The organism is Haloarchaeobius caseinilyticus (assembly GCF_051207395.1).
Taxonomy (GTDB): domain Archaea; phylum Halobacteriota; class Halobacteria; order Halobacteriales; family Natrialbaceae; genus Haloarchaeobius.
Genome location: NZ_JBPJZC010000001.1, coordinates 1,574,560 through 1,599,324, shown reverse-complemented (window position 1 = coordinate 1,599,324; position 24,765 = coordinate 1,574,560). Strand labels below are relative to the sequence as shown.

Genomic DNA, 24,765 nt, shown 5'->3' with positions numbered 1-24,765 from the left:
TCTGCCACCGGAGGTGCCCGACGTCACCCGCTGATTTCTTCGACCACGGCTGGCGAGTCGTTCCCCGGGTCGTTGACCGTCCGCGAGACGGGGTAGGCGTCCATCTCGTCGGCTGGATACGGGTCGAGCAAGGCGGCGGCTTCGTCCGGGTCGCCGTGGAGCCACGTCGGTTCTTCGTCTGGGGCGAGCACCACAGCCATCCGGTCGTGCAAGTCGGCGACGAATTCGTTCGGTTCAGTCGTACACACGGTGAAGGAGACGACCGTCTTCGACTCGGGTTCGATCGACCCGCCACCGGTGAAGGCGTCCAGTCCGGTCTGGGGTTCGATGCCTTCCCACACCGCGTACAGCCCAGCCATCGCGAACACGCCCTCGTCGGCGAGGGTCACACGATACGGTTGCTTCCCGTCGCCCGCCTGCGTCCACTCGTAGAAGCCATCGGCCGGGACGAGACAGCGACCGGCCATTGCTGGGTCACTCGCGGCGAACGCGCCACGGAACATCGGTTTCTCTCGCACCGTCTCAGAGCGCGCGTTGATGGGCTTCGGCGCGTCGTCCGGGTCGTCGGTCCACGACGGCACCAGCCCCCAGTTCGCGTACGAGAGGTCGTCGTCGGTGTCGGCCCGAACCACTGGGAGGTCTTGTCCCGGGGCCATGTTGTACCGCGGTTCGTACGTCTCCGGCACCGAGACGCCGAATCGCTGCTGAAGCTCGTCGGCCGTGACGAACAGACTGTAGCGGCCACACATGTTCGTGCGTACGCGCGGGAGGGACTAAAGCGGGCGGCTTGCTGGCGTCTTTTTCACTCCGATACGAGACTCGCGGCGGATGTCACGTCTTTCCGCGACACTTGCTTATCGGCGCTCGTCGCCTACGCACCGTATGTCTGAATCGTCACACACGGTGGGGAAGGTGGTCTTCGACCGACTGCCGCCCGACGCGGTCGCCGCGTTCGTCGCCGACTTCGGCGGCACGGTCGTCACACCCGATCACCACGTGTACGACGAGGCACGCAGTATCTGGAACGCGATGATAGACCGATACCCGGCGCTCGTCGCCCAGTGTACCGGGGCCGAGGACGTGGTCGCCGCGGTGGCCTTCGCCCGCGAGCACGAGCTCGAACTCGCGGTCCGCGGCGGTGGCCACAACGTGGCTGGCACCGCGATTTGCGACGGTGGACTCGTCGTCGACCTCACGTCGCTGACCGACGTGGTCGTCGACCCAGCGGCGAAGCGCGTTCGCGTCGAAGGCGGGGCGACGCTCGGCGACGTGGACCGAGAGACCACTCGACACGGCCTCGTGACACCGCTCGGCGTCGTCTCGGCGACCGGCGTCGCCGGACTGACCCTCAACGGCGGTCTCGGACACCTCCGGCGTGAGTACGGCCTCGCCTGCGACGGCCTCGAATCGGTCGAAATCGTCACGGCTGACGGGACCGTCAGAACGGCCAGCGAGTCAGAGAACTCAGACCTCTTCTGGGCGGTCCGCGGCGGCGGCGGCAACTTCGGCGTCGTCACCAGCTTCGAGTTCCACCTCCATCCAATCGACGACGTGTTCGGTCTCTTCGTCTGGTACCAGGGCCGCGACGCGCCGATGGCGTTCGAGGCGTTCCACGAGTTCGTCCGGACCGCCCCGCGCGAAGCCAGCGTCCTCCCGTTCGTCGCCCACGTCCCCGAACTCGCGGAGTTCCCCGAAAGCGCCTGGGGTGAGCCAGCCGTCGCCTTCCTCGGCTGTTACGACGGTCCCGAAGCCATCGCCGAGGCGACGTTCCGGTCCCTCCGCGAGGTGGCGACCCCCATCGCGGACTTTAGCGCACAGATGGCCTACACCGACCTCCAGACGATGCTCGACGAGGACTATCCCGACGGCCTGCGCTACTACTGGAAATCGGTGTACGTCCCCGAACTCACCGCCGAGGTCGTCGAAGTCGTCGTCCGTCGTGGTGTCCGTGCCCCCTCCACGCTCTCGACCGTCGACGTGTGGCACCTCGGCGGCGCGATTACCGACGTGGCCCCAGATGCGACCGCGTTCTGGCACCGCCAGCAACCGTTCATGGTCACGGTTGAGGCCAACTGGGAGGACGCCGCTGCCGACGGCGTGAACGTGGCGTGGGCGCGAGCGACGGTCGAAGAACTCCGCGCCATCGAGGGCGTCGGCGGCAGCTACGGGAACTTCCCGGGCTTGCTCGAAGACCCAGCGACGACACTGTTCGGCGAGAACTACGACCGACTCGTCGCGGTCAAAACCAAGTACGACCCAGAGAACGTGTTCCAGGGCAACCAGAACGTCCGTCCGGGTGTCGGCACGCCGGCGGCGGACTGAGGGCGTTACTCGCTGCAAACCGCACGACAGAAATCTGCCCGCCCGTGGTGTCTACGCTTCGAGAACGTCCGGACAGGGATTTGAACGTTCGAGCGAGTGAAACGAGCGAGAGAAGTTCAAATCCCTTCGTCGTCGCTTCACTGAATTCGCGACTCGCTCCGCTCGTCGGTCGAATTCAGTAGAAGCGCCAGGACAGGGATTTGAACCCTGAATCCCGAAAGGGAACACGCTTTCCAGGCGTGCGCCTTACCATTCGGCCATCCTGGCTCACCCGACAGTTGCCCGGTGTTGCATTTAACGCCTTTGTTTCGGTGTGGGGCGTGCGACGAGTTACCGGCCGCGACCGACCAGTCGGACTTCGCCGAGGTACGCGCCGAGTGCGACGCCGACGCCGACGCCGACACCGACCGCCAGTGCCGACAGGAACCCGACGCCGTCGTTCCCCAGTGCGACGTAGCCCTGATACAGCACGAGGAACACGAAGGTGCCGACGGCACCCCACAGCAGGGCGGACTTCGCGCGCGGCGTCACTCGCTGGACGCGATGGCCTCGATTTCGACGCCGACGCCCTTCGGCAGGTTGGCGACTTCGACCGCCGAGCGGGCCGGCGGGTTGTCGAGGAAGTACTCTTTGTACGCGTCGTTCATCTCGTCGAAGTCCTCGATGTCGTCCATGAAGACGGTCACCTTGAGGACGTCCTCCGTCGTGCAGCCCTCCTCTTCGAGGATGGCGGTGATGTTCTCCAGCGACTGGCGTGTCTGGACCGTGATGGACTCCTCGTCGAGGAGTTCGCCGTCTGCGGTCATCGGAATCTGGCCCGCGGTGAACACGAGGTCGCCGTTCGTCGTCGCCTGGCTGTACGCACCGACTGCTTCCGGTGCGTCCGGAGTGCTGATGGTTCGCTTCATGCCCGGGACCGACGCAGGGTAACGACTTAAACCCCTTCGGATTCCAGAGTGTTCACTCGTAGCCGACGTCCGGCGTCAGGTCGATGCTGCTCCGCTGGAACGTCCCGCTCCCGCGGGCGATTTCGTTCCCGTCGCTGTCGAAGGCGACCGACTCCGCGATGAGCTGTCGTGGGTTGTCGTTGACCACCTCGCCGACGGCGGTAATCTCGCCGTCGGAGACGGGCCGTTCGAGGTAGATGTTGAACTCCGTCGTGAGGACGAACACGTCCTCGACGAGCGAGTTGGCGGCGAAGAAGGCGGCGTCGTCGAGGACTTTGAAGTAGACGGAGCCGTGGACCGCGTTCGCCGCGTGGAAGTGCGATTCAGAGACCGGCGTGACCAGTTCGGCTTCGCCCTCGTGAATCGTGAGTTCGGGGTCGTAGAAGTCGTTGACCGGGGCCGAGGCGTACAGCCGTTCGAGTTTGCGGTAGTGGTCGTCGTTCACAGCTATTCCTCACCTGCCAGTGCGAAATACGGTTCGTCGACCGCGCGGCCTTTGCCGGGGCGGTTCCAACCGACGCACAGATGCGAACGCGTACCGCTGTCGGTGGCTCGCTCTGTGTGGCCGTAGCTGCGGCCACGTTCGGACGACTCTCCAACGCTCGCGCCGACGACGTGCCACTGTCGCCGCTTCGTGCTCGCGGCCGAATCGGCGGTGACTGGGTCACGCGGGAAGGCGTCGGCACCGGCGAGGAACCAGCGGGCGAGATGGACGACATGGCCGAGTTCGCCCGCCCGGACTTCGACCCCGACGCTGTCGCCCCCGCAGTCAGGCACTTCTACGAACGGACGAGCGAGTACGACGCGACGCTCACTGCCGAGTGGCACCGGCCCTTCCGAACCGGCGCGTGGCTGGCGAGTCTCGTGACGAGTCGGCTCGAACAGTTGAACCTCCCTGCACCGGCCGACGACCGGGTCGTCCACCTCGACAACCGACTCGAACGACTCGACCCGACGGCGGACCCGCGGAACGGTGCCCGGGCGTGGATTCGGACCGACGCAGACACCGGCGAGGGCGTCTTCGTCGCGATGTACGCGACACACACCAGTGAGGCGCGAGGGACGGGAGACGGGGACGAGGACGAGCGGTTCGTCAACATCGCCGTCCCGCTCCCGTTCGCGAACCTGTCGACCGTCCTGTCGATGCACCACCTCGGCGACGCGGGCGCGGTCGAGCTTACGACCGAGTCGGCGGGCGACCCCGGGCTGTTCCTCGTCACGCCACTGGGCCAGTTTCGCCTGCCGATGCGCCAGCGATTCCGAGTGTGGCCTGTCGATGCGCCCGACGCACCGGAGCCACCGGAACCAGGTGCCGACGTGGTCGCCACGCACGAGATGTGGCTGTTCGGTCGGCAGTTCCTGACAGTGCGGTACGGTCTCCGGCGTCGTGGTGAGTGCTGACCCTGGCTCGCAGCCACAGCGGGAATAGGCTACCAACCTTTGACGCCGACACCCCTATGCCCGGGCGATGCGGCTTCAGACGCCTGCCCCTCCCCCCGTGGCTGGCGAACAGCCGAGGTGTCGTCGATGAGCGACGTGTTCCTCGTCGTCGCGGGCATCGCGCTCCTCGTCTCCGGTACCCTCTCCATGGTGAGCCGTGGCCCTGCGTCGGGCCGCGCGGTGACGCTCGGCGCGGTTGGCGTCGTCCTCGTCGTCGCGCTCAGCACGTTCTTGCAGATGGGACTGCGCGACCGGACTCTCGCGGCGCTCGTCCTCACGGGTGGTGCTGCACTGTTCGCCGCCGCGGCCAGACGCCGCGCGCAAGAAGAAGGACTTACGCACGCGACGATGGCCTCGGTCGCGGCGTCACTCGGCCTGCTCTCGTTGCTCGTGAACACGCTGGTGAACTGACCAGCGTTTGCCGTAACCGACTCAGACCAGCACTTCGACCTCGTAGCCTTCGTCCCGAATCGCTTCCAGCAACTCCTCGACGTGGTCGTGCCCGCGGGTTTCGAGGTCGACTTCGACCTCGGTGTCGGCCATGCCGATCTGCCGCGAGGTGCGGTCGTGCTGGATGGCGTAGATATTGGCCTTCTTCTTCGCGATGATGTGCAGAAGCGTCTCCAGCGACCCGGGTCGGTCGCGCAGCACGGTCCGAATCTTCACGTAGCGGCCGGTGGCGACGAGACCGCGCATGATGACCGTCGTGAGCATGTTCAGGTCGATGTTGCCACCGCACATCGCGGGGACGACGACTTCGCCGTCGTCGTAGTCGAACTTGTTGAACAGGATTGCTGCGAGCGGGGCCGCGCCGGCTCCCTCGACCAGCGTCTTCCCGCGTTCGAGGACGTAGGTCAGGGCCATCGCGATTTCTGGGTCCGAGACGGTGACGACCTCGTCGACGCGCTCGCGGATGACCTCGAACGTCTGCGAGCCGGGCTCACGCACGGCGATACCGTCTGCGATGGTGTCGACGTGGTCCAACTCGAAGCGCTGGCCCTTCTGGAGCGACTGGGCGGTGCTCGACGCGCCTTCGGCCTGTACGCCGACGACGCGGATGTCCGGGTTCTTCGCCTTGATGGCGGTCGCCATCCCGGCGATGAGGCCGCCGCCACCGATCGGGATGACGATGGTCTCGACTTCGGGCAGGTCCTCCAGAATCTCCAGTGCGATGGTCCCCTGTCCGGCCATCACGTACGGGTCGTCGAAGGCGTGGACGTAGGTTCGGCCCTCTTCCTCTTCGAGTTCGTGGGCTTTCCGGGCGGCCTCGTCGTAGTCTGCCCCGTGGAGGACGACCTCGGCGCCGTAACTCTGCGTCGCCTTTATCTTCGAAATCGGTGCGTACTCCGGCATGACGATTTTCGCGTCGACACCCGAGCGCGTCGCGGCGAGTGCGACGCCCTGCGCGTGGTTTCCAGCACTGGCGGTCACGACCCCGGCGGCTTTCTCGTCGTCCGAAAGTGTCATGATTCGGTTCGTCGCCCCGCGAATCTTGAACGACCCCGTCCGCTGGAAGTTCTCCATCTTCAGGTGGACGTCCGCACCCGTCATGTCCGAGAAGGTGTGCGAGTACTCGATGGGTGTGTGTCGCGATGTCTCGCGGACTCGCGGCAGGGCTTCCAACACGTCGTCGAGTTCGAGCATATTTTGCCAGTCGGTGTGCCCACTGGTAATCTTTTTCGCACCACTGCGCCAGCCAGCCGATGGTCATCGCTCGGTGGGCGCTGTCTGAAAGAGGAATATACGGGGGAAGCACGCGTGTGACGTGCAGGTGTACAGCGAGTGGGCACGCACATAAAGGCCATCCAAGCGGAGTGGAAGTATAATCGATAGACTGCGGCGGGTAAAGTTGGCTGTCAGACAGGCGTCGGCCGCTCGTCAGTCGTCGAGTCGGGCGACCGTACACTCGCTTCGACAGTACGTCTCGACGCGCTCGAACAGCGGTCCCTCGCCGGGCCACGAGACGGGTTCCGCGACGTCGAGTCGCTCCGGGTCGCCGACGTACACCTGCACGTCGCGGGAAACTGCCTCGTCGTCCCTCTCCCACGGAACCGAAACCCGCGTGTACAGCCCACGCTCGACGCCTTCGTACCGGTCGAGCGTGTCCATCTCACTCGTCTGCAAGATTCTCCCGCGACAGTCGCCGCCGGGCACCAGCGTCGGATACTCTCCGTCGGCGCGGTGACAGCCGCGCAACTCGACGCGCGGGCCGAACTGCCAGTCGTCGAGCAGTCGGTCGACCTGTGCGGACTCGGTCAGCGTCCCGTAGACGAACACGTCCATACACCGGCTTCCGCTTCCGACGGCTAAAAGGCCCGAGGGTGGGAACCCGAGGCATGGACAGAGGCCGCGTGACGAGCGTCTGGCGGCGCGTACTGGGCCTGTCCTGGCCCGTCATGGTCGAACAGACCACGCGCACCGCGATGCGCACGACGGACGTGCTCGTCACCGGTCTCTTCTCGCCCGCGGCCATCGCCGCCATCGGCCTCGCCGACCTCTACGCCAGATTCCCGCTCCGAATCGGCCTCGGCCTCGGCGGCGGGGCCATCGCACTCTCCAGTCAGGACACCGGCTCCGGCGCGGAGGCAAACCGCGACGAGGCCGTCACACAGGCGGTCGCACTCGCTTTTCTGACTGGCATTCCGTTCGCCATCGTCGGGTTCCTCTTCGGGAACGCAGCCATCGGCGTGCTCGGTGCATCTGAGACGGTCGCAGACCTCGGCGGGACCTACCTCGCCATCGTCTTCGCCACTGCACCGGCCAGACAGGTCTCACTCGTCGCGGCCCGGTCGATGCAGGGAACCGGCGACACACGCCGACCGATGTACGTCAACGTCATCTCGAACGGCCTGAACATCGTCGGGAGTATCGTTCTCGGCCTCGGGTTGCTCGGCTTCCCACGACTCGAAATCGTCGGCGTCGGGCTGGCGACCACCGGTAGCAACGTCTTCACGGCAGTCGTCCTCTGTCTCCTGCTCTGGACCGGCCGCACCAGTGCGGGCTTCGTCTGGCCATCGAATCCCATCGTCGCCCGGCAACTCGTCGTCGTCTCGGTGCCCAGAATCGCCGACGGCTTCGCCAACACACTCGCAGAATTTCCCTTCAACGCGCTCCTACTCGGCTTCGGCACCGAGGTCAACGCGGGCTTCCAGGTCGGCCGTCGCATCTATCAGCAGGTGACCGGGCCGCTCTCGCGCGGCTACAGCGTCGCCGCCAGCGTCGTCGTCGGGCAGGCGCTTGGGGAGGGCGACCCGGAGCGCGCCCGCGGCGACGGCCTCGCGACCGGCTTGCTCGGCCTCTGTACGGTCGGCGTCATCGGCCTCGTCCTCGTCGTCGGCGCACCGGTGTTCGTCCGCGTGTTCACGCGTGACCCGGCGACGGTCGACTACGCGGTCGGCTTCGCCCGCGCCTATGGACTGGCCGCGCCGGGTCTCGTCGCCTTCACTGTCTTCTCGGGCTGTCTACAAGGGGGGAGCGAGACGCGCCTTCCGTTCGTCGGCCGCGTGCTCGGCCTGCTCGTCTTCTTCCTCGGCTTCAGCTACGTCGTCGGCATCACGCTCGACTACGGCGTCCTCGGTGCCTACGGCGGCATCGTCGGCTACTACGGGCTGGCAGGCCTCGTCGTCACAGTCGGCTTCTGGCGCGGGAACTGGGCGAGTCGCGCCGCGAGCATGATGGCCGAGCGTGGGAGTGCGACCGACTGATATAAAAATACAGAAAATTAATTATTCTGGACACTATTTGTTCTCACGTATGTCCATCGACTGCCGCCCCCGAACGCAGGTGACTGGCTGATGCCGGGTGCTGGCCGAAGCGACTCCCAGACACTGCAGTACGTCGGCCTGCTCGTCTTCGCCGTCGCACTCCTCGGCTGGGTCGCTCTCGGGTGGGACTTCCAGTCCTCAGACGGCCCCATCCCGCTCGTCATCGCCGCCGGGTGTGTCGTCCTCGCCGTCGGTGCCACCGTCTACCGCCGGTTCGGCTGACTCCCCCGGCGATTCCGGTTCGACTGGCGTCGTCGGTTCTGCCGGCTCCGCCGACGTACCCGCATCGTCACACCACTCGACGCCGGAGAAGACGAATCGCGCACCGTCGACCTCGCAGTCGAGTTCGACCGTCCAGTCGTGCGCTTTGGCGATGTCTTCGACGATAGCGAGGCCGAACCCAGTCCCCTCCGTCGCCGTCGTGTATCCCTGGTCGAACACTACGTCGACCTCGTCGTCGGGGATGCCCGAACCATCGTCCGCGATGGCGAACCCGTCAGGCAGTCTCGTGACCGTCACCGTCGCGTCCTCGCGCCCGTGGACGACGGCGTTGCGGACGAGGTTCTCGACCAGCGCGGCGAGTCGCTCACCGTCAGCCAACACGCTGGGGAACTCGCCGTCGAGGTCGAGTGTCGCACTGGGCGTGTCACAGGCGGCCCACGCTCCCGTGACGACGCGCTCGAACGAAATCGGTTCGGGGTCCTCGACGGACTTGCCCTGTCTGGCGAGCGTGAGCACGTCTTCGATGAGCGTCTCCATTCGGCCGAGCGCCCACGCGATTTCGTCGAGTGAGTCGTGGTCGACCTCGGCCGCGACGAGGTCGCGGTGGCCCCGCGCGACCGTCAGCGGGTTCCGAAGGTCGTGACTGACGATACTGGCGAACTCGTCGAGTCGTTCGTTCTGGCGACGGAGTTGTCGCTCGCGTTCTTTCTGTTCGGTCGTATCGGAGTAGATGGCGAAGCCGAAGACGCTGCGCTCGCCGAGGGTCACCGGGACGCCGTGGAGGATGAAGTCTCGGACCCCGCTCGCGGTCTGGCGTCTGACTTCGACGTGCATCGAGTTCCCGGCGATCAAGTCGTCGTTGAGTCCGGTCGCCTCGTCGCCGTCGCCGGGCGGAACGATGAACCCGTCCAGGTCGCTGCCGACGACCGTCTCGGCGTCGTAGCCCATCACCTCCTCGAACGCGGCGTTGACCGCCGTCACCTGCATCGTGCCCTCTGCGTCGAACACGTACGACACCGCCGGGTCGGGGACGTTCTGGAACAGTGCCGCGAAGCGGTCGCGCTGCTGTTTGAGTTCGTCCTCGCGCTCGCGCAGCAAGTCCTCGCGCTCGGCCCGTTCCAGCGCCGAGACGATGTGTGTCGCCAGCAACTCGGCGACCTGAACGGTCGCGTCGTCGACCGAGTCCTGTGGGAGGTCGCCAGCGACGAGGATGCCGTGGTCGCCCAGTGGGACGACGAGGACCGTCCGTTCGTCCTCGCCACGAGCGACCGAACAGACACTGGTCTCGTTCGTCGCGAACTGCCGACCGAGTGGCGTCTCGCGGTCCAGACGAATCGGCGTCGGCCCGTCGCTGCAGGTCGTCCCGACCGGTTCGAGTCGGCCACCCTCGACGAGGTACACCGTCGTCTTCGGGAGACCGAGGACGTTCAGCCCGGTCGCGACCGCCCGCTTGGCCACGTCGGGTTTGGTCTCTGCGACCATCATCTCCCGCGTCGCGTCGTGCATCAGGTGCAGAATTTTCTCTCGGTGCTTCCGCTCGGTGATGTCGGTGTAGACGAAGTACGCCCGGTCGCTGCCGTCGCCGAGTCGGACACTCCGGAGTAAGAAGTCGCGTGCCCCATCGACGGTCATTCGCTTCCCCTCCGTCTCGACGTATTCGCCGTCGGCCACGCGCTGATTGAGTTCGTAGCCGATATCACGGCGGTCCGGTGGATGGACGACTTCGTCGATGTCCTGTCCGGCCAGCTCGGCCGAGTCGCCGCCGAACATCTCGGCGAAAGCGTCGTTCGCGTGCCTGATGGACGCGCTGTCGCCGTCGAGGTCGGCGACGACGATGGCGTCGCTCGTGTTCTCGAACAGACTGTCGACGGGCGTCTCTTTTGGCTCCTGTCGCTTGGTGCGGAATTCACGCCCGGCAGCGATTGCCCGGCGAGCGGCGAGTCGTCTGGCTTGCTCGCTCCCGCCGGCGACGACGTCCGTCGCACCCGCCGCGAGCGCCTCGTCGGCGACCACGAGGTGGTCTGGCGCGACGACGATTACCGGGAGCACGTCAGTGTCGGCTCGGACTGCGTCCACGCACCCGATTGCCGACGAATCCGGGAGCTGTGCGGCGCTCAGGACGCAGTGCACTCGCTCTACGGGGTCTGTGACGAGGTCGGCCGCGGCATCGGCCGTTCCCGCCGACAGCACCGACACGTCGGTCGTGTCGCCAGCAGCGTCGACGACGGCGTCGGCCAGTTTGGCCCGTCGGGCCTCGTCGCCGTCGACACAGCAGACGACCAGTTTGGCTGGGTCGCCCATGTTGCGCTCCTGTGTTCGGATAACTATGGCAACAACACGACACTCTCCGACTAAGTGGTTTCGGCCACCGTCGTGTCACGCGACATCGAATTTGCTGCCGGGCGTGAGGACCCTCGATGTCGAGGGTCGAACGCTCGATTTCGTGAAAACGTCGTCCGAAAACGCTCGTCGGAAACGTCGCTTCGCTCCGTTTCCTCCTCGCGGAGAGTTGGGCGGCGGGTGACTGTCGTCTATCGTTCGTCGACGGGAACGAACTCGGCGTCGGACGGACCGACGTAGCGCGCCCGCGGCCGAATGAGACGGTTGTCGTCGTACTGCTCGAACACGTGCGCAATCCAGCCGCCGACACGGCTCATCACGAAGATGGGCGTGTAGATGTCGATGGGGATGCCCATCTGGTAGTACGTCGAGGCGGAGTAGAAGTCGACGTTCGGCGCGAGGCCCTTCTCCTCACCGAGGTACTCCTCGATGCTGACCGAGTAGTCGTGCCACTGGCTCGTGCCCGCAGCCTTCCCGAGTTCCTCGGACTTGCTGGAGAGAATCTTCGCGCGCGGGTCTTTCACGTTGTAGACACGGTGACCGAAGCCGGGGACGCGCTCGCCCCGGTCGAGGCGGTCTTCGACCCACTGGATGGGGTCCTTGCCGGACTCGTCCAGTTCGAGCAGTGCCTCCATCACGTCCTGGTTCGCGCCACCGTGCAGGCTGCCCGAGAGCGCGCCGATGCCGCCAGGAATCGTCGAGTGCAGGTCGGCGAGCGTCGAGGAGATGACCATCGTGGTGAACGTCGAGGCGTTCAGGCCGTGGTCGGCGTGGAGTACGAGCGCCATGTCGAACGTCTCGGCGAGCACGTCGTCCGGTTCCTCGCCGTTCAGCATGTAGAGGAAGTTCGCGGCGTGGCTCAGGTCGTCGCGCGGTTCGACCACGTCGTCACCGTCGCGGACGCGGACGAACGCGGCGAGGATGGTCGGAATCTTCGCGGTGATGCGTCGTCCCTTGCGGAGGTTTGCATCGTCGTCGGTCACGTCGGCCTCGGCGTCGGGGTCGTACGCCGAGAGCTGCGAGACGGTCGTGCGAAGCGCGGCCATCGGCTCTTCGTCCTGTTCGGCGAGTTCGCGAACCGTCGCCATGACGCCCTCGTCGATGTGCCGTTCTTCGGCCATCGTCGCTGTGAACTCGTCCAGTTCCGAGCGATTCGGTAGTTTCCCGTGCCAGAGGAGGTACAGGACCTCCTCGTAGCTGGCGTCGCGGGCGAGGTCTTCGATCGCGTACCCGCGGTAGATGAGGCGGCCCTCGTCGCCGTCGATGAAGCTAAGTTCGGATTCGGCAACCAGAACGCCCTCCAGCCCTTTTTTGAGGTCGTCAGACATACGTTGAGGCTTGCAGACCTGCCCCAAAAAACATTGCCGTTTACGGCCCTTCCTGCGAACCGGCGATTTCCGGGGTTTCGCGGTCTATGTTGCTGGTTTCTGGCGTGGGTATGTGGCGCACAGTCACCGTTTTGGATCGGTGTCGATTCGATGGCCTCCCGCTGTTGCTATCCCGTTTGCTTCGAGGCTATCGGTTCTGGCTCTACGGCTACCGTCCGTGGTTCTGGATGGTGGGCCACGAGTGCTGGTGTAGATGACCGCCGCCACAGCCTCCCCAACCGATTCGCTGCACTCGCCTCGCTCGTCCACGCGCGCCAGAGCGGTCGGTTCGATTCCGTCGTCGACGATAGTTCGTCAACCAGTCGACGCCGACGGGTCGACCGGCGATACGGTCAAGCCACCTGCAAGCCTCCTTTCACGACATGATACAGTGGCTGCGCGGCTCGGAACCCCCCGGTAGTCGGCCCCGGGCAACGCTTTTCTCGCGGCCGGGCCAACGTCGCGCCATGGACGAGGGCGACGTGGAGTACGAACCCGTGAGCGTCAAGGAAGTGCTCGCGGAGATGAAAGACACCGCCGAGTTGATGATCGACCTCTCGTTCTCGGCCGTGTTGTTGGGGAGTCGTGAGGTCGCGGAGGAGGTCCTCGAACTCGAAGACCGGATGGACGTGCTCCAGATGCGCGCCCGGATGAGCCTCATGATGGCGGCGCGCTCGCCGGAAGACGCGGAGGAACTCGCACCGGTCCTCGGCGTCGTCGGCGCGACCGAGAAAGTCAGCGATGCGACCGGCGACATCGCGAAGGTCGTCTTAGAAGAGATGGGCCTGCCCGATGCGATTCGGACGAGTCTCCCCGAGGCGGTCGAGACGGTGCTTCGTGCGCGCCTCGACACCGACTCACGGTTCGTCGGCGACACGCTCGGCGCGTTGAATCTGGAGACCGAAACCGGTGTCAGAGTCATCGCGCTGCGCCGCTCTGACGGCGACTGGTTGCTGAGTCCGGGCCCCGAGACGACCCTCGCCACGGGCGACGTGCTGTTGCTCCGCGGAACCGAGGAGAACGTCGCGGCGGTGTACGAAACCGCGACTGGCGCGGAGTTCGTCGCGCCCGATGTCGAAGAACCCGGTATCGACGACCTCGAACGGGCGGTCCACTCCATCGTCCTGATGAAGAACATGAGCGAACTCGCGGTCGACGTGGCCTACAGCTCTGTCCTCTACGACAGCGACGCGCTGGCCGAAGAGGTCGCCGAACTCGAAGCCGAGGTCGATGCACTCGAATCGCGATTCGAGGCGTGGGTGTTACAGGCCGCGAGCCGGGTCGACGACCCGGTCGCTCTCCGCGGGTTGATGCACCTCGCCGAGTCGACCGAGGTCATCTCGGACGCGGCACTGGAAATCGCCGAGGGCGTCCTGCGCGGCATGGGCACCCACCCGGTCGTCGCCGAGGCCGTCTTCGAGTCCGACGAGGTCATCGTCCGACTCACGGTCGGGCAGGGTGCGCCGCTGGCCGGGACGACGCTCGGCGAGCAGATGGTCAAGACCGAGACCGGGATGCGCGTCATCGCGGTGCGCCACACCGGGGCCGACAGCGACGAGTGGGAACTCTCGCCCGGGCCACAAACCAGACTCCACGCGGGCGACGTGTTCATCGCGAAGGGCACCCGGGCCGGGGCGACTCGACTCGGTGAAATCGCGGGCGACGACTCCTTAGAGGACTTCGAGTAGTCCGGTTCTACCCTCGTCGACGAAACGCCGTGTACACTCGATACAGGAAGTAGACGAACACGACGTTGAGGAGGAGGACCAGAAATTCTACCGAGACGACACCGCCGCCGCCAAGGAACGCGGGAGCCATGCTCTCACTACGACCCCCCACAGTAAAATTTCGGACAGGTCAGTCGACGAACTGCCCCAGCGACTCGTCTCGCTCATCGTCTGGCGACCACCCGGCAGGCACCGAATTACTGCGACAGCCGATGCCGAGTGCCAGCCACGCGAGGCCGACCGGCGGCACCGTAAGCAACGCGAGCCAGTTACCACCGCCAGCGACATCGGCCGCGACGAGGCCGAAGCCGACACCCGAGACGACGCACGCGCCGACGGCGACCAGTGCGACCGTGCCGAGTGCCTCGCGTGCGACAAGCCCGAACGTCGCCGTCCCGACGAGCAACAGGCCGAGCCCGACCGAGAACGGGGTCACGAGCGGCGAGGCGGTCGTCGACAACACCGGGTCGGCCACAAGCAGTGCCCCGGCGTGGACACCGAGTAGGCCGACTCCGGAAGCGACGACGGCGAGTTTGGCGAGGTCGCCCGTATCGTACTTCAGTCGGGTGTACACCGCCCAGATGCCGGGCGCGAGCAGGAGCGAGGTGGCCGAGAGTAGCCCGGCGCTCGGCCCCGACCCCGCGGCCACGGCGGTCGAGGCGAGGGCAGCCAGACCGACCCAGACGACCCCGCCGAGTGCGCCGACAATCCCTGCCCGCCGAATCCACTTCGGCGGCGACATCACGTACCCGGCGACGGTTCGCGCGGTCAACACGGTCGTGACGAACAGGGCCGTCGAGACGACGATGACGAAGCCGAGGACGGCGAACAGCGCCGGCGAGTCGGTTCTCGGCTGTACGTCCGACTGGAGCGACGGGAGGACGACGAAGAACACGACGAGGACGAACGCGAGGACGACGCCACTGAACAGCCCCCACTTCGCGTGTCGGCGGACGCCCAGCGCCTCGAAGAATCGGAGAGCAGGTGGGCGGTCCGGGCGGTCGTCGGTCACGTCGGTGTTCTCACTCACGCGCGAGGGTTAGGCCGAGAGGCACAAATTCGCGTCGGTCTGGAACTCCGTTCAGGCGTACGCGGCGAACTCCTCACCACGCCACAGGAAGTACACCGTCCCGACGAGGCCGACGACGGTCGCCAGCGTGAACGCGACTTGTGGCCCAGTGACAGTCGCTCCAGCGAGCGTCACGTTGGCCATGCCGTACAGCACACCGCCGACGAAGGCGCTCGGAATCGTGATGGCGTTCCTGACGAGGTAGTACGACCCCGTGACGCGGCCTCCGGCGTCCTTCTCGGCGGGCCCGACGATGAGTGCCTTGTGCGCCGGGAGTCCGGCGAATCGAAGTCCAGAGAAGGCCCAGATGGCCCCGACGACGACCGCTTCCGAGAACGAGGTTCCCGCGATGGTGAGGCCACCATTCGGGGCGTTCACCAGCATCACCGGGAAGACGGCGTATACGAAGAAGCCGAGGCCGACGACGGGGACGAGGCCGACCCGCCGGGCGAGGTTGGCGACGGGCACCATCGTCACGAGGGCGACGGCCATCTCGACGGCGACGAACACGCCGAACAGTGCCTCCGGTGAGAGGTAGACGCCGAAGACGGTCGCGTCCGTTTCGAGGTAGCGCGTGATGACGATGACGGCGAAGCCGTACACCATCCCGTTGGCGAACCGGACGAGCGTGTCGCCGACGAGCAGTGGCCGAAGCGGGTCAGGGAGGCCTGCGAGGTCGGAACGAATCTGGGAGACCCCCTCAAACTCCTTCCCGAAGGAATCGCCTTCGGCGTCGTACAGCAACCACTGACAGACCGTGGCGACGAGCGCGACGACGAGTGCGACCGCGAGGACGTACCGAAAGCCGAGGTCGAAGCCGTATCTGGCCACGAGTCCGGCGGCAGTCAGTGGCCCGACGAGGAAGGCCACGCGCCGAAAGGTCTCCGTGCTGGCGAAGCCGGTGGCGAGGCGGTCCGGGTCGACGGCCTGCTTCACGATGGCAAACGTCGCGCCCAGTCCGAACGACTTCCACGCTTGCGCGAGCAGCAGGCCGACGAACAGCCACGCCCACGCCGGCACTGGGCCGAGTGCGAGGTTCGGTGCGAGCAGCCAGACACCGAAGCCGAGCGCCGACGCGAAGCCGAAGGCGGTCAGCGCGGTCCGCGAGCCGACTCGGTCGGAGATGGCTCCGCCGGGGTAGGGGTACACCGCCGAGATGAGGTTTCCGAAGCTCCCGTACAGGCCGACGACGAGCGAGGTGCCGCCCAGCGCGTAGATGTACTCGCCCATGTATCGGCCGGTCATCTGGAAGCCCAGGCTGAACGCGAACATCGCTACGGAGAGGACGAACACGTCCCGTTCGAGCGCGAAGAACTGCTTGAAGTACGTGAACGCCCCGGGTGTGTCACTCTCAGGCACGCGAGACTGTGGGACCGACGAGACCAAAATCGGTTCGGTCGGTGGCTACTGTGGGCTATTATCGCGTTCGAAGACTGGCCTGTCGATGACGAACGTCGGCGGGGGCCGAACTGATTCGTTCGTGGGTGTCCGCTCACCATACTCATCGATGGCCGCCATGTCGGCCGGTAGTCCGAACACCTAAAAGGAGACCGACCTATCTGTAGGGCAATGACGACCTTGGGAAGCGCGAGCGCGGAACCCGGCGAGGTCGATACGGGTCGGCTCACCGTCGGGGAGACCCGCGACGGCAGCCCGGTCGGCCTCCCTGTCGCCGTCGTGAACGGCGAGCGGGACGGGCGGACGCTGTACGTGCAGGCGGTAAGTGACGGTAACGAGTTGAACGGTGTGGGCGTGATACGGGAGGTGTTCCCGCAACTGGACCCGACGGAGTTGGCTGGCGAGATTCGCATCGTCGGCATCGTCAACTACCACGGCTTCCAGATAGACTCCCACCGCAACCCCATCGACGACACGAAACTGAACCGGACCTACCCCGGCGACCACGACGGCACGTCGTCGGAGCGACTCGCCGCGGCGACGTTCGACGCGGCCCGCGACGCGGACCTCATCCTCGACCTGCATCAGGGGTCGGACAGCCGGATGATAAACGAGACGCGAGTTCGCTGTGGCCGGCGACACCGCCTCCACCAGCAGTGTCTCGAACTGGCGAAGGTGTTCGGCACGGGCCACATACTCGACCAGAAGGGACCGGACGGGCAACTCGCTCGCGCCGGCCCGGACGAGGGGATTCCGACTATCGACCCCGAACTCGGCGGCACGGTCGGCTTCGACCACGAGAGTATCCGTCTCGGCGTCGAGGGCGTGTTCAACGTCCTGCGGTACTACGACTTCCTCGACGACGAGGCGGCGGTCGAGACGCAGACCAGAGCCAAGAGCTTCGACCAGTACGGCTCGCCCGCGGGTGGCTTGGTCGAGTTCCTGCCTGACCTCGGCGAGCACGTCGAACGCGGTGACACCATCTTCCGCGTGACCGACGCCTTCGGCCAGCGCAAGGCCGAAATCACCGCGGACTCCGACGGCATCTTCTGGCGGACCCGCCGACTCCCGCAAGTCGCGACCGGCGAATACGTCTGCTCGGTCGGCACCGACCTCGACGACTACTGACGAGACGACGACCATCGACGACTACCGACGACTACGACGACATGACGACCCAGCATCTCTACTGTCCCGAGTGTGGTACCGAGTACGAAGCAGGCGCGGCCGAACCGTGGCGCTGTCTGACGGACGGCCACGCGCTCGACCTCCAGATGCCGCCGCTGCCCGACGGCAATCCGCTTCCCGTCAGCCAACTGGACACCAGACGCGGTCTCTGGACGTTCCACGAGTTCCTGCCGGTCGACCAGCGCGTCACATTGGGCGAGGGCTTCACGCCGCTCGTCGACGCCCCCGACTGGGACGCCGAGTTCAAACTGGAGTACGTCTCGCCCACTGGCTCGTTCAAGGACCGCGGTGCGACCACGACACTCTCGCGCGCCGCTGGCCTCGGCGTCGAGAAAGTCATCGAGGACTCTTCAGGGAACGCAGGTGCAGCAATCGCGACGTACGCCGCCCGTGCCGGCATCGAGGCAGACGTGTACGTCCCCGCCGACGTGAAGCAGTCGAAGCTGATGACCATCCAGCGCGCCGGTGCCCGACCGGTTCGCGTCGAGGGTAGCCGAGAAGACGTGACCCGCGCCGCTGTCGACGCCGTCGAAGCAGGCGAAGGCTGGTACGCCAGCCACGCCTGGAACCCCGCGTTCTACGCCGGGACGATGACGTTCGCTATCGAACTCGCAGCACAGCGCGACTGGGACGTTCCGGACGTGCTCGTCACTCCGGTCGGGCACGGCACGCTCCTGCTCGGGGCCTACCGCGGCTTCGACGTACTCAACCGAGCAGGTATCATCGACTCGATGCCGCGCATTCTCGGCGCACAGGCCGCGGGATACGCCCCCATCGCGGACACCTTCCACGGCGAGGTCGAGGCGGAGGAACGCGGCGACGACGAACCCAACGAGATGGCCGACGGCATCCAGATTCGAGAACCCGCTCGAAAAAATCAGTTGCTCGACGCCATCCGCGAGACCGGCGGCGACTGCATCGCACTCGGCGAGAACATCGTCGAGAACACGCTCGACGCGCTGCATCGCCGCGGCTTCTACGTCGAACCGACCTGCGCCGTCGCACCTGCGGCGCTCACGAAGTACCGCGAACTCGGCGTCATCGACGAGGACGAGGACGTCGTCGTCCCGCTGACGGGCAGCGGATTGACGACGCTCTGAGTCGTTTCCAGTGCTATGGCCTCGTATCCTGCATCGTTCTGTCCACAGTGTGGCGACGAACTCACCGAGCGACGCGTCGACGGGCGTGACCGTCGTTTCTGTTCGGCTTGCGAGCGCGTCGTCTGGCACAACCCCGCGCCGTGTGCCGGTGTCGGGGTCGTCGGCGACGAGGGCGTGCTCCTCACCCAGCGTGGTGTCCCACCGGGCGTCGGCGACTGGGCCGTCCCCGGCGGGCACATGGAAGTCGGCGAGGCACCTGCGGTCGCTGCGGCCCGAGAACTCCGCGAGGAGACCGGCGTCGAAGTCGACCCGGCCGACCTCACCTTACTCGACACTTTCGCGGAGGCCCACGGCGACGGGAAACACATCGTCTCCATCGGCTTCGCGGTCTCGGCCGACCGAGTTCGCGGCGAGCCGACGGTCGTGTCCGAAGTCCAAGCAGTCGACTGGTTCACGCCCGAGTCCTTCGCTGCAAGTGAGCATGAGCTGCACGGCGACCACGCGGCGCGACTGGAGGCGGCCTGGTCACTGCTCGGGCAGTGACCGTCGGCCGCTCTCCTGTGGAGTCACGAAGGGTTTCCGGGTGCTGTCACTCGTTCTCGTCCCGGATTCGGCACTAACACTTACGGGCAGTCCTGTCGAACGAAGCGTATGAAGCAGTCGTATTTCCGCTACTGGGGACTGTTGTGTCTGGGACTGGTGGGTGTCTTCCTCGCCATCTTCGGCCTCGAAGCGACACTCAGCCAGCCGGGTATCGGCATCATGGCATTCGCCGGTGTGTGCGGACTCCTCGCGGGCACTGTCGCCGAACTCACTGTCGGTCCTCTCGCCGTCTCGTGGCGACACTTCCTCGCCATCGGATTCCTCGTGTCGGGCCTCTCGCTTCCGCTCCAGTATGCCTCGGCACTCGTTTCGGGAACGGCGTCGGGTGAAGAGCTGCTCATGCTCGTCTGTGGGCTGGCGATCCTGTTCTCGCTCACGTACTTCTCGTACATGCTGCTTCGCGGTGGCGACCGGGTGAACATCGAGATCGACGTGGACCGGGAACTCGGCGTCTGAGGGGGGCGTTCTCACCGCTCGTGGTGCGTCGGCGCGTCGAAGCCACCCCTGACGAGTGGTTTCGCCACGTGTCGCCGGGCACACGGCGGCACCTCGTACCAGCCGATTTCGAGGTCGCGTGCGACCGGACTCTCGACCTTGCCAGGCGCACTCGTCCCGCAGTCCCGACAGCGATAGCCCTGATTCCGTCCGGCGGACTTCATCGTTCGCTCGCAGTCGGGACAGATTGGCGTCGTCAGTTCGGTCTCGTCCAGTTCGCGGACCGCGAATTTCTCCAGTTTGAGTGTCCCGTCGCTCACTTCGCCGCAAACGGTGAGTCGGTCGTTCTCGCGGAGCGCACGAACCCGGTCACGGAATCGCTTCGTCGGTTCGAAAGCGGCGCAGCGAATCGACTGTGGGGACTTGCCGTCGCCGTCGGCGTCCTCCGCGAGTTCGAAGAACACGTGGCCGCCGCGGCGCGTCTCAGGTTCCGTAGCGACGGTTCCGGCGACGCGATAGGCGCGGTCTTCGGCCAGTGAACCGAGTTCGCCCGGCGCGAGGTGCGCGTCGGTCCCCTGGTTCGTGACGAACAGCGCGGAATCGTGGACTGGTTCGCTGTCGACTGCACCGGCGAGATTCCGGCACGCCTCGGCGTCGTCGCCCCGAATCCCGTACAGGATGGGACACGGCGTGTGCGGCACGCAGACCGCCTCGCCTTCGACGCGGTCCACGGTGTCCCACGCCTTCGGGTACTGCTCGTCTGCGGCGTCGAACAGCGAGTCGTAGTCGAGGTGGCGGTCGGTGCCCCAGCGGTCCGGTTCGCGGTAGCTGATGTGTTCGTACGTCCAGTCGTCGAAGGCGGCCCACGCGCCGACTGCAGCGAGTGCGCCGACGATTCCTTGCGAGTTCTTCCAGCCAGCGTGTCGGTAGCCAGCCTCGTCGGCCAGTTCGGTGGCTCGTTCGACCGGCAGAATCTCGCGGAGGGCGTCTCGGGCGAAGTTGGCGACAGCGTCGGGGACCGTTTCGGGTGCGTCGGGCGCGACGACCAGCCCCGGATTCGTTCGTGGGTCGTCGACTTCGGCAGCTTTGTCGAGTTCCTCGCGGGCGACTCGCTCGGCGGTTTCGGGGTCGGCATCGGTGTGAATCGCGAGTGCCGCATTGCCGCGCGTTTTGAACTCCACAGCAGGGTTCAACCGGACGAGAAGCAGGCGCTCGACGTTCGCACCGTCGTCGCGGAGGCGCGTGGCGACCCGGTTCGCGACGTAGGTCGTACACATCCCGCGGGTGCGCGAGTCGGTATCGTCGAGGCCGATGACCGTCATTGGTCGGTGTGAAGAAGTGGGTCGGTTTCTCGGTTTCGACTCTATCTGCGTCTGTTGCTTCAGTAGCCCCAATCGGTGTGGTCGCCGTCGTAACCGGTCGTTTCGCGAAGCAGTTTACGACTGCCGATGGAAAATGACCGCAGCCACACCCTCCCCATCCGATTCCTCGCTCGACTTCGTCTCGCTCGTCATCCCTCGCGCGATACCGGTTCGCGGTCTTCGACACGCTCACCAGCGCGCGCCACAGTGATTGCGTCGGCCACTTTTGCACCGGAAACGATGCGCCATCGAGTACCTCGGATTCACCTGTCGCTCACACCGCTAAACCGGCCAAAAACCGCCCGAGGGACCCGACTATCGACGACACAACACCTATATGCGAGGAATCGCTTACACTCCCGTATGTCTCGGGATGCACTGGTCGGGAACCTCACGGCGATGCTGCAAGACGCGGGCTTCCTCGTGAGTGACCGGTGTTCGATTCGTCCCAAGAGTTTCGACCTCGCGGCACGCCGCGGCGAGGAGTTGCTCCTGCTGAAGATTCTGTCGAACGTCGATGCCTTCGACGCGGCGACGGGCGCGGAGATGCGCCGATTGGGACACTACCTCGATGCGACGCCGCTGGTCATCGGACTCCGGAGCCGCGACGAGGACCTGAAATCCGACGTCACGTACTTCAGACACGGCGTGCCGGTGTTAGCACCGGACACGGCCGTATCGCTGTTCGTCGAGAACGTCCCGCCGCTCATCTACGCGGCACCGGGTGGACTGTACGTCACACTCGACGGCGACCTGCTGGCCGACGAGCGCGAGGCCAACGACATGAGCCTCGGGCAGTTAGCCAAAGAACTCGGTGTCTCCCGGCGCACCGTCTCCAAGTACGAGGACGGGATGAACGCCTCGGTCGAGGTGGCGATGCGCTTAGAAGACCTGTTCGACGCACCGCTGACCGCGCCGGTCGACGTGCTCGACGGGGCCGACGACGTGCGCGAGGCCGAACCGACGCCGGACGACCCGGAGGCGGACCCGGACGACGAACCCATCGTGACGGTGATGACCCGCGTCGGCTTCGACGTTCACCCGACACTTCGCTCGCCGTTCAAGACCGTCAGCGAGGACAGCGAGGCCGACGAGGGGCCGGTGACCGAGCGCGAAGTCCGAGAGGACACTATCCTCACCGGGAACTCGACGTTCACCAAGGCCGCCGAGAAACGGGCCAGAATCATGTCCTCTATCGGGGACATCACCCGCACGCGCTCGGTCTACTTCGTCGACCGCTCGAAGCGCACGTCGGTCCACGGCACGGCCATCATCGAGCGCGAGGAGGTCGAACAACTGCGCGACGCCGACGAGCTGCGAGACCTCATCCGCGAGCGGACCGAGGTCGAAGAAGAACCCGCGTAAGGTTCTGACACGCTTTTCAGTCAGGACGCGACCGGGAACGACAGGCGGACGACGTTCCCCCGGTCGGTCCGGTCGAACTGCACGTCACCGCCCGAGGAGCGGGCGATCCAGCTGACCAGCCAGAGGCCGAGTCCGTCACCGTGTTCGAGTGCCGTCTCCCCACCGTCGCGGAGGACGGTTCGTTCGCTCTCGGGAATGAGCGGGGCCTCGTCGGCCACGCTCACGGTGACGACCTCGCCGGTCACGTCGATGGACACGTCGACGCTCGGCGTCGGTTCGGGGTCGTGTCGCACGGCGTTGTCCAGTACCTCGTCGATGGCGCGTCGGGTTGCTGGGTGTGCGCTTGCCAGGGCAGTGTCTGGCAACGCGGCCGTGACGACTGCGTCTGGATGGCTGTCACGGGCCGCCTGCACGGCATCGGTGACGGTCGGCACGAGGTCGACGACATCGTGCTGGCCGTCGTGGTCTTCGTCCAGCGCAGCCGTGACCTGTCTGGCACGGTCGCTGAGGGCGACGAGGTTCTCGACGGCGTCGTTGACGACGACGGCTTGCTCGGGGGCCATCCCCTCGGTGTGGCCGAGGACGAGCGTCGCCTCTTGTCGCACGTTGTGTCGCAGGACGCGATTGAGTACGTCGAGGCGCTGTTCGCGCAGCACCCGCTGGGTCACGTCGTGGAGTGAGACGACGTACCCGACCGCGGTCCCGTCCCGTCGCTCGACCGTGGAGACGGTCGCCGCGTAGTGGCGACTGCCGCTGCCGATGACGGTGTCGACGCTCCGGTGTGCTTCGGCCGACTCGTCGAGTGTGTCGGCGACTGCCGGTAAAATCGTACACAGGTCGGTACCGTGGACGGGCGCACCGTTTTCGACCAGGTCGGCCGCGGGTTCGTTGTAGTCGACGATGCGCTCCTCGGCGTCGACTACGACGATGCCGCCGGAGAGCGCGGCGACGATGGCCTCGTCGGTGAGCGCCCGCGTGACGGGGAGGCTGTCGAACAGTTGCTGGTCGAACAGCACGTAGCCGACCGCGAGACTGGACACGGCGAACGAGTACGGCGTGATGTCGAGCGGTGTCTGGACGAGGTCGAAGATGGTGACGAGGTTCGCAATCGACGGTGCGGCGACGACGACCAGCAAGGCGAGAGCACGACGCCGGTACACCGTCGAGGTGAGTAGCAGTTCGACCAGCAGTGCGGCACCGACCAGTGTTTCGACGTAGAGGAGGACGAGGTGAATCCAGAACAGCGGGCCGAACACGAACTCGATGTTGGCGACTGGTGGTGCCGCCGCGAACGACTCGACGGTGTAGTACGCGCCGTTCGGATTCCACGTGTAGAGGGTGTAATCGAGGACCGTGACCGCCCCCAGTCCGGCGAGCACCGGTCTGGTCAGCACGGACTCCCGGCCAGTGTAGTCGAGTGTGAACACCAGCCACGCTGGGGGAACGAGGACGACGCCGAGCCACATCACCTGGTCGTAGGCGAGGTACGCCTGCTGTGTCTGGGTCGGCACTTCGAGGGCGTAGCCGACGGTCCACAGCACGACACCGGCCGTCAAGACGAGGAACGGTTCGACGGCCGGTTCGTCTCGGCGTTGCCAGCCGACGACGAAGATGGAGACGAGGAGAATGGTCACGACGACCAGCGACCCGAAGTACGGGTTTACTCCTGCCATGACTCTCGTGGTAGATACGGCGAAGCCAACTCGCGGTTCGAGGGACACTCACACTTGCGAGGTGGCCACATCGCACAGTGCTACCGAGGCCGGAATAATCAACTTACTGGCTCGATACGCACGGATAGCGGCAACTACCAGTCGCCCGTGCGGTCGGTAGTCGGTGATTCTTATTCGGCGAGTTTAGGCGCTTGCACCGTCGCCGTAGGTTCGTTCGAGGTAAGCGACGATGTCGTCCGATTCGGGCATGCCATCGACCCCGTTGTCCGGGTCGACGAGGACGGGTACACCTGTCTGGCCACTGACTTCTTTCACGTCGGTCCGCTCGCCGTGCGACCGTGGTACCTCGTGAGAGACGTATTCGAGGTCTAACTCGTCGAGTTTCGACTTCACCTTCGCACAGAACGGGCAACCCGGCAGTTCGTACAGTTCGAGGTTCGGCAT

The 24,765-nt window shown here is 65.9% G+C and carries 25 protein-coding genes and 1 tRNA gene; 11 read left to right on the top strand and 15 right to left on the bottom strand.

Annotated elements, in window-relative coordinates; all coding sequences use genetic code 11:
- Positions 1 to 23: 23 nt before the first annotated feature.
- Positions 24 to 749, bottom strand: coding sequence for an SOS response-associated peptidase (locus tag ACSC1P_RS08410; protein WP_435359694.1), 726 nt, complete (start codon positions 747 to 749; stop codon positions 24 to 26).
- Positions 750 to 882: 133 nt separating this feature from the next.
- On the opposite strand from ACSC1P_RS08410, the gene ACSC1P_RS08405 reads away from it, so the two are divergent.
- Entirely contained in the window at positions 883 to 2,322 is a 1,440-nt protein-coding gene (locus tag ACSC1P_RS08405) for an FAD-binding oxidoreductase (RefSeq protein WP_435359693.1), read from the top strand.
- Between the two features lie 185 nt (positions 2,323 to 2,507).
- Here the strand turns inward: ACSC1P_RS08405 and ACSC1P_RS08400 are convergent.
- The 4 genes from ACSC1P_RS08400 to ACSC1P_RS08385 form a co-directional block, all read right to left on the bottom strand.
- Positions 2,508 to 2,589 (bottom strand) — tRNA-Ser (locus tag ACSC1P_RS08400).
- Between the two features lie 63 nt (positions 2,590 to 2,652).
- The gene (locus tag ACSC1P_RS08395; RefSeq protein WP_435359692.1) at positions 2,653 to 2,853 is read right to left on the bottom strand and encodes a DUF7981 family protein; all 201 of its coding nucleotides are present in this window, start codon (positions 2,851 to 2,853) and stop codon (positions 2,653 to 2,655) included.
- Positions 2,850 to 3,230 carry a RidA family protein gene (locus tag ACSC1P_RS08390; RefSeq protein WP_435359691.1) on the bottom strand — a complete coding sequence of 127 codons (381 nt, stop codon included), beginning with the start codon at positions 3,228 to 3,230 and terminating at the stop codon, positions 2,850 to 2,852. The genes ACSC1P_RS08395 and ACSC1P_RS08390 overlap by 4 nt, the downstream gene beginning before the upstream one ends.
- Positions 3,231 to 3,282: 52 nt before the next feature.
- Positions 3,283 to 3,714, bottom strand: a complete 432-nt coding sequence (locus tag ACSC1P_RS08385) for a PaaI family thioesterase (RefSeq protein WP_435359690.1) — start codon at positions 3,712 to 3,714, stop codon at positions 3,283 to 3,285.
- An 80-nt stretch (positions 3,715 to 3,794) separates the two neighbouring features.
- On the opposite strand from ACSC1P_RS08385, the gene ACSC1P_RS08380 reads away from it, so the two are divergent.
- Both ACSC1P_RS08380 and ACSC1P_RS08375 read left to right on the top strand, forming a co-directional pair.
- Positions 3,795 to 4,670 carry a hypothetical protein gene (locus tag ACSC1P_RS08380; RefSeq protein WP_435359689.1) on the top strand — a complete coding sequence of 292 codons (876 nt, stop codon included), beginning with the start codon at positions 3,795 to 3,797 and terminating at the stop codon, positions 4,668 to 4,670.
- A 126-nt stretch (positions 4,671 to 4,796) separates the two neighbouring features.
- Positions 4,797 to 5,120: a hypothetical protein gene (locus ACSC1P_RS08375; RefSeq protein ID WP_435359688.1), complete on the top strand. Its 324-nt coding sequence runs from the start codon at positions 4,797 to 4,799 to the stop codon at positions 5,118 to 5,120.
- A gap of 21 nt (positions 5,121 to 5,141) precedes the next feature.
- Here ACSC1P_RS08375 and ilvA read toward each other — a convergent pair whose 3' ends face one another.
- Together ilvA and ACSC1P_RS08365 are read right to left on the bottom strand one after the other, a co-directional pair.
- Positions 5,142 to 6,353, bottom strand: coding sequence for a threonine ammonia-lyase (gene ilvA / locus ACSC1P_RS08370; RefSeq protein ID WP_435359687.1), 1,212 nt, complete (start codon positions 6,351 to 6,353; stop codon positions 5,142 to 5,144).
- Between the two features lie 234 nt (positions 6,354 to 6,587).
- Complete coding sequence (locus ACSC1P_RS08365) at positions 6,588 to 6,992, bottom strand: gamma-glutamylcyclotransferase family protein (RefSeq protein WP_435359686.1); 405 nt, start codon at positions 6,990 to 6,992, stop codon at positions 6,588 to 6,590.
- A gap of 53 nt (positions 6,993 to 7,045) precedes the next feature.
- Here ACSC1P_RS08365 and ACSC1P_RS08360 point away from each other — a divergent pair, with 53 nt between their 5' ends.
- Both ACSC1P_RS08360 and ACSC1P_RS08355 read left to right on the top strand, forming a co-directional pair.
- Complete coding sequence (locus ACSC1P_RS08360) at positions 7,046 to 8,413, top strand: MATE family efflux transporter (RefSeq protein ID WP_435359685.1); 1,368 nt, start codon at positions 7,046 to 7,048, stop codon at positions 8,411 to 8,413.
- A gap of 90 nt (positions 8,414 to 8,503) precedes the next feature.
- Positions 8,504 to 8,695, top strand: coding sequence for a hypothetical protein (locus ACSC1P_RS08355; RefSeq protein ID WP_435359684.1), 192 nt, complete (start codon positions 8,504 to 8,506; stop codon positions 8,693 to 8,695).
- Here ACSC1P_RS08355 and ACSC1P_RS08350 read toward each other — a convergent pair.
- A complete protein-coding gene (locus ACSC1P_RS08350; protein WP_435359683.1) occupies positions 8,612 to 10,996 on the bottom strand; it encodes a PAS domain S-box protein in 2,385 nt (794 codons plus the stop codon). The genes ACSC1P_RS08355 and ACSC1P_RS08350 overlap by 84 nt on opposite strands.
- Before the next feature lie 230 nt (positions 10,997 to 11,226).
- On the bottom strand, positions 11,227 to 12,363 hold the full coding sequence (citZ, locus tag ACSC1P_RS08345; RefSeq protein ID WP_435359682.1) for a citrate synthase: 1,137 nt from the start codon (positions 12,361 to 12,363) through the stop codon (positions 11,227 to 11,229).
- A 506-nt stretch (positions 12,364 to 12,869) separates the two neighbouring features.
- Between citZ and ACSC1P_RS08340 the strand changes: the two genes are divergently transcribed.
- Complete coding sequence (locus tag ACSC1P_RS08340) at positions 12,870 to 14,090, top strand: potassium channel family protein (RefSeq protein WP_435359681.1); 1,221 nt, start codon at positions 12,870 to 12,872, stop codon at positions 14,088 to 14,090.
- Between the two features lie 7 nt (positions 14,091 to 14,097).
- Here ACSC1P_RS08340 and ACSC1P_RS08335 read toward each other — a convergent pair whose 3' ends face one another.
- From ACSC1P_RS08335 to ACSC1P_RS08325, 3 genes are read right to left on the bottom strand one after another with little or no spacing between them, the layout of a single operon-like run.
- Entirely contained in the window at positions 14,098 to 14,220 is a 123-nt protein-coding gene (locus tag ACSC1P_RS08335; RefSeq protein WP_435359680.1) for a hypothetical protein, read from the bottom strand.
- Between the two features lie 39 nt (positions 14,221 to 14,259).
- Entirely contained in the window at positions 14,260 to 15,159 is a 900-nt protein-coding gene (locus ACSC1P_RS08330; RefSeq protein WP_435359679.1) for a DUF7536 family protein, read from the bottom strand.
- A gap of 51 nt (positions 15,160 to 15,210) precedes the next feature.
- Positions 15,211 to 16,557, bottom strand: a complete 1,347-nt coding sequence (locus tag ACSC1P_RS08325) for an MFS transporter (RefSeq protein ID WP_435359678.1) — start codon at positions 16,555 to 16,557, stop codon at positions 15,211 to 15,213.
- Positions 16,558 to 16,767: 210 nt separating this feature from the next.
- On the opposite strand from ACSC1P_RS08325, the gene ACSC1P_RS08320 reads away from it, so the two are divergent.
- The 4 genes from ACSC1P_RS08320 to ACSC1P_RS08305 all read left to right on the top strand — a co-directional run bounded on the left by ACSC1P_RS08320 (position 16,768) and on the right by ACSC1P_RS08305 (position 19,943).
- Positions 16,768 to 17,724: a succinylglutamate desuccinylase/aspartoacylase family protein gene (locus tag ACSC1P_RS08320; RefSeq protein WP_435359677.1), complete on the top strand. Its 957-nt coding sequence runs from the start codon at positions 16,768 to 16,770 to the stop codon at positions 17,722 to 17,724.
- Positions 17,725 to 17,765: 41 nt separating this feature from the next.
- Positions 17,766 to 18,884, top strand: coding sequence for a threonine synthase (locus ACSC1P_RS08315; RefSeq protein WP_435359676.1), 1,119 nt, complete (start codon positions 17,766 to 17,768; stop codon positions 18,882 to 18,884).
- Between the two features lie 15 nt (positions 18,885 to 18,899).
- On the top strand, positions 18,900 to 19,427 hold the full coding sequence (locus ACSC1P_RS08310) for an NUDIX hydrolase (RefSeq protein WP_435359675.1): 528 nt from the start codon (positions 18,900 to 18,902) through the stop codon (positions 19,425 to 19,427).
- A gap of 108 nt (positions 19,428 to 19,535) precedes the next feature.
- Complete coding sequence (locus ACSC1P_RS08305) at positions 19,536 to 19,943, top strand: DUF7994 family protein (protein ID WP_435359674.1); 408 nt, start codon at positions 19,536 to 19,538, stop codon at positions 19,941 to 19,943.
- A gap of 11 nt (positions 19,944 to 19,954) precedes the next feature.
- On the opposite strand, the gene ACSC1P_RS08300 is transcribed toward ACSC1P_RS08305, so the two are convergent.
- On the bottom strand, positions 19,955 to 21,244 hold the full coding sequence (locus tag ACSC1P_RS08300) for a TiaS agmantine-binding domain-containing protein (RefSeq protein WP_435359673.1): 1,290 nt from the start codon (positions 21,242 to 21,244) through the stop codon (positions 19,955 to 19,957).
- Between the two features lie 402 nt (positions 21,245 to 21,646).
- On the opposite strand from ACSC1P_RS08300, the gene ACSC1P_RS08295 reads away from it, so the two are divergent.
- Positions 21,647 to 22,648, top strand: coding sequence for a transcriptional regulator (locus tag ACSC1P_RS08295; RefSeq protein ID WP_435359672.1), 1,002 nt, complete (start codon positions 21,647 to 21,649; stop codon positions 22,646 to 22,648).
- Between the two features lie 20 nt (positions 22,649 to 22,668).
- Here ACSC1P_RS08295 and ACSC1P_RS08290 read toward each other — a convergent pair whose 3' ends face one another.
- Positions 22,669 to 24,321: a histidine kinase N-terminal 7TM domain-containing protein gene (locus tag ACSC1P_RS08290; protein ID WP_435359671.1), complete on the bottom strand. Its 1,653-nt coding sequence runs from the start codon at positions 24,319 to 24,321 to the stop codon at positions 22,669 to 22,671.
- A 183-nt stretch (positions 24,322 to 24,504) separates the two neighbouring features.
- A complete protein-coding gene (locus tag ACSC1P_RS08285) occupies positions 24,505 to 24,765 on the bottom strand; it encodes a glutathione S-transferase N-terminal domain-containing protein (RefSeq protein ID WP_435359670.1) in 261 nt (86 codons plus the stop codon).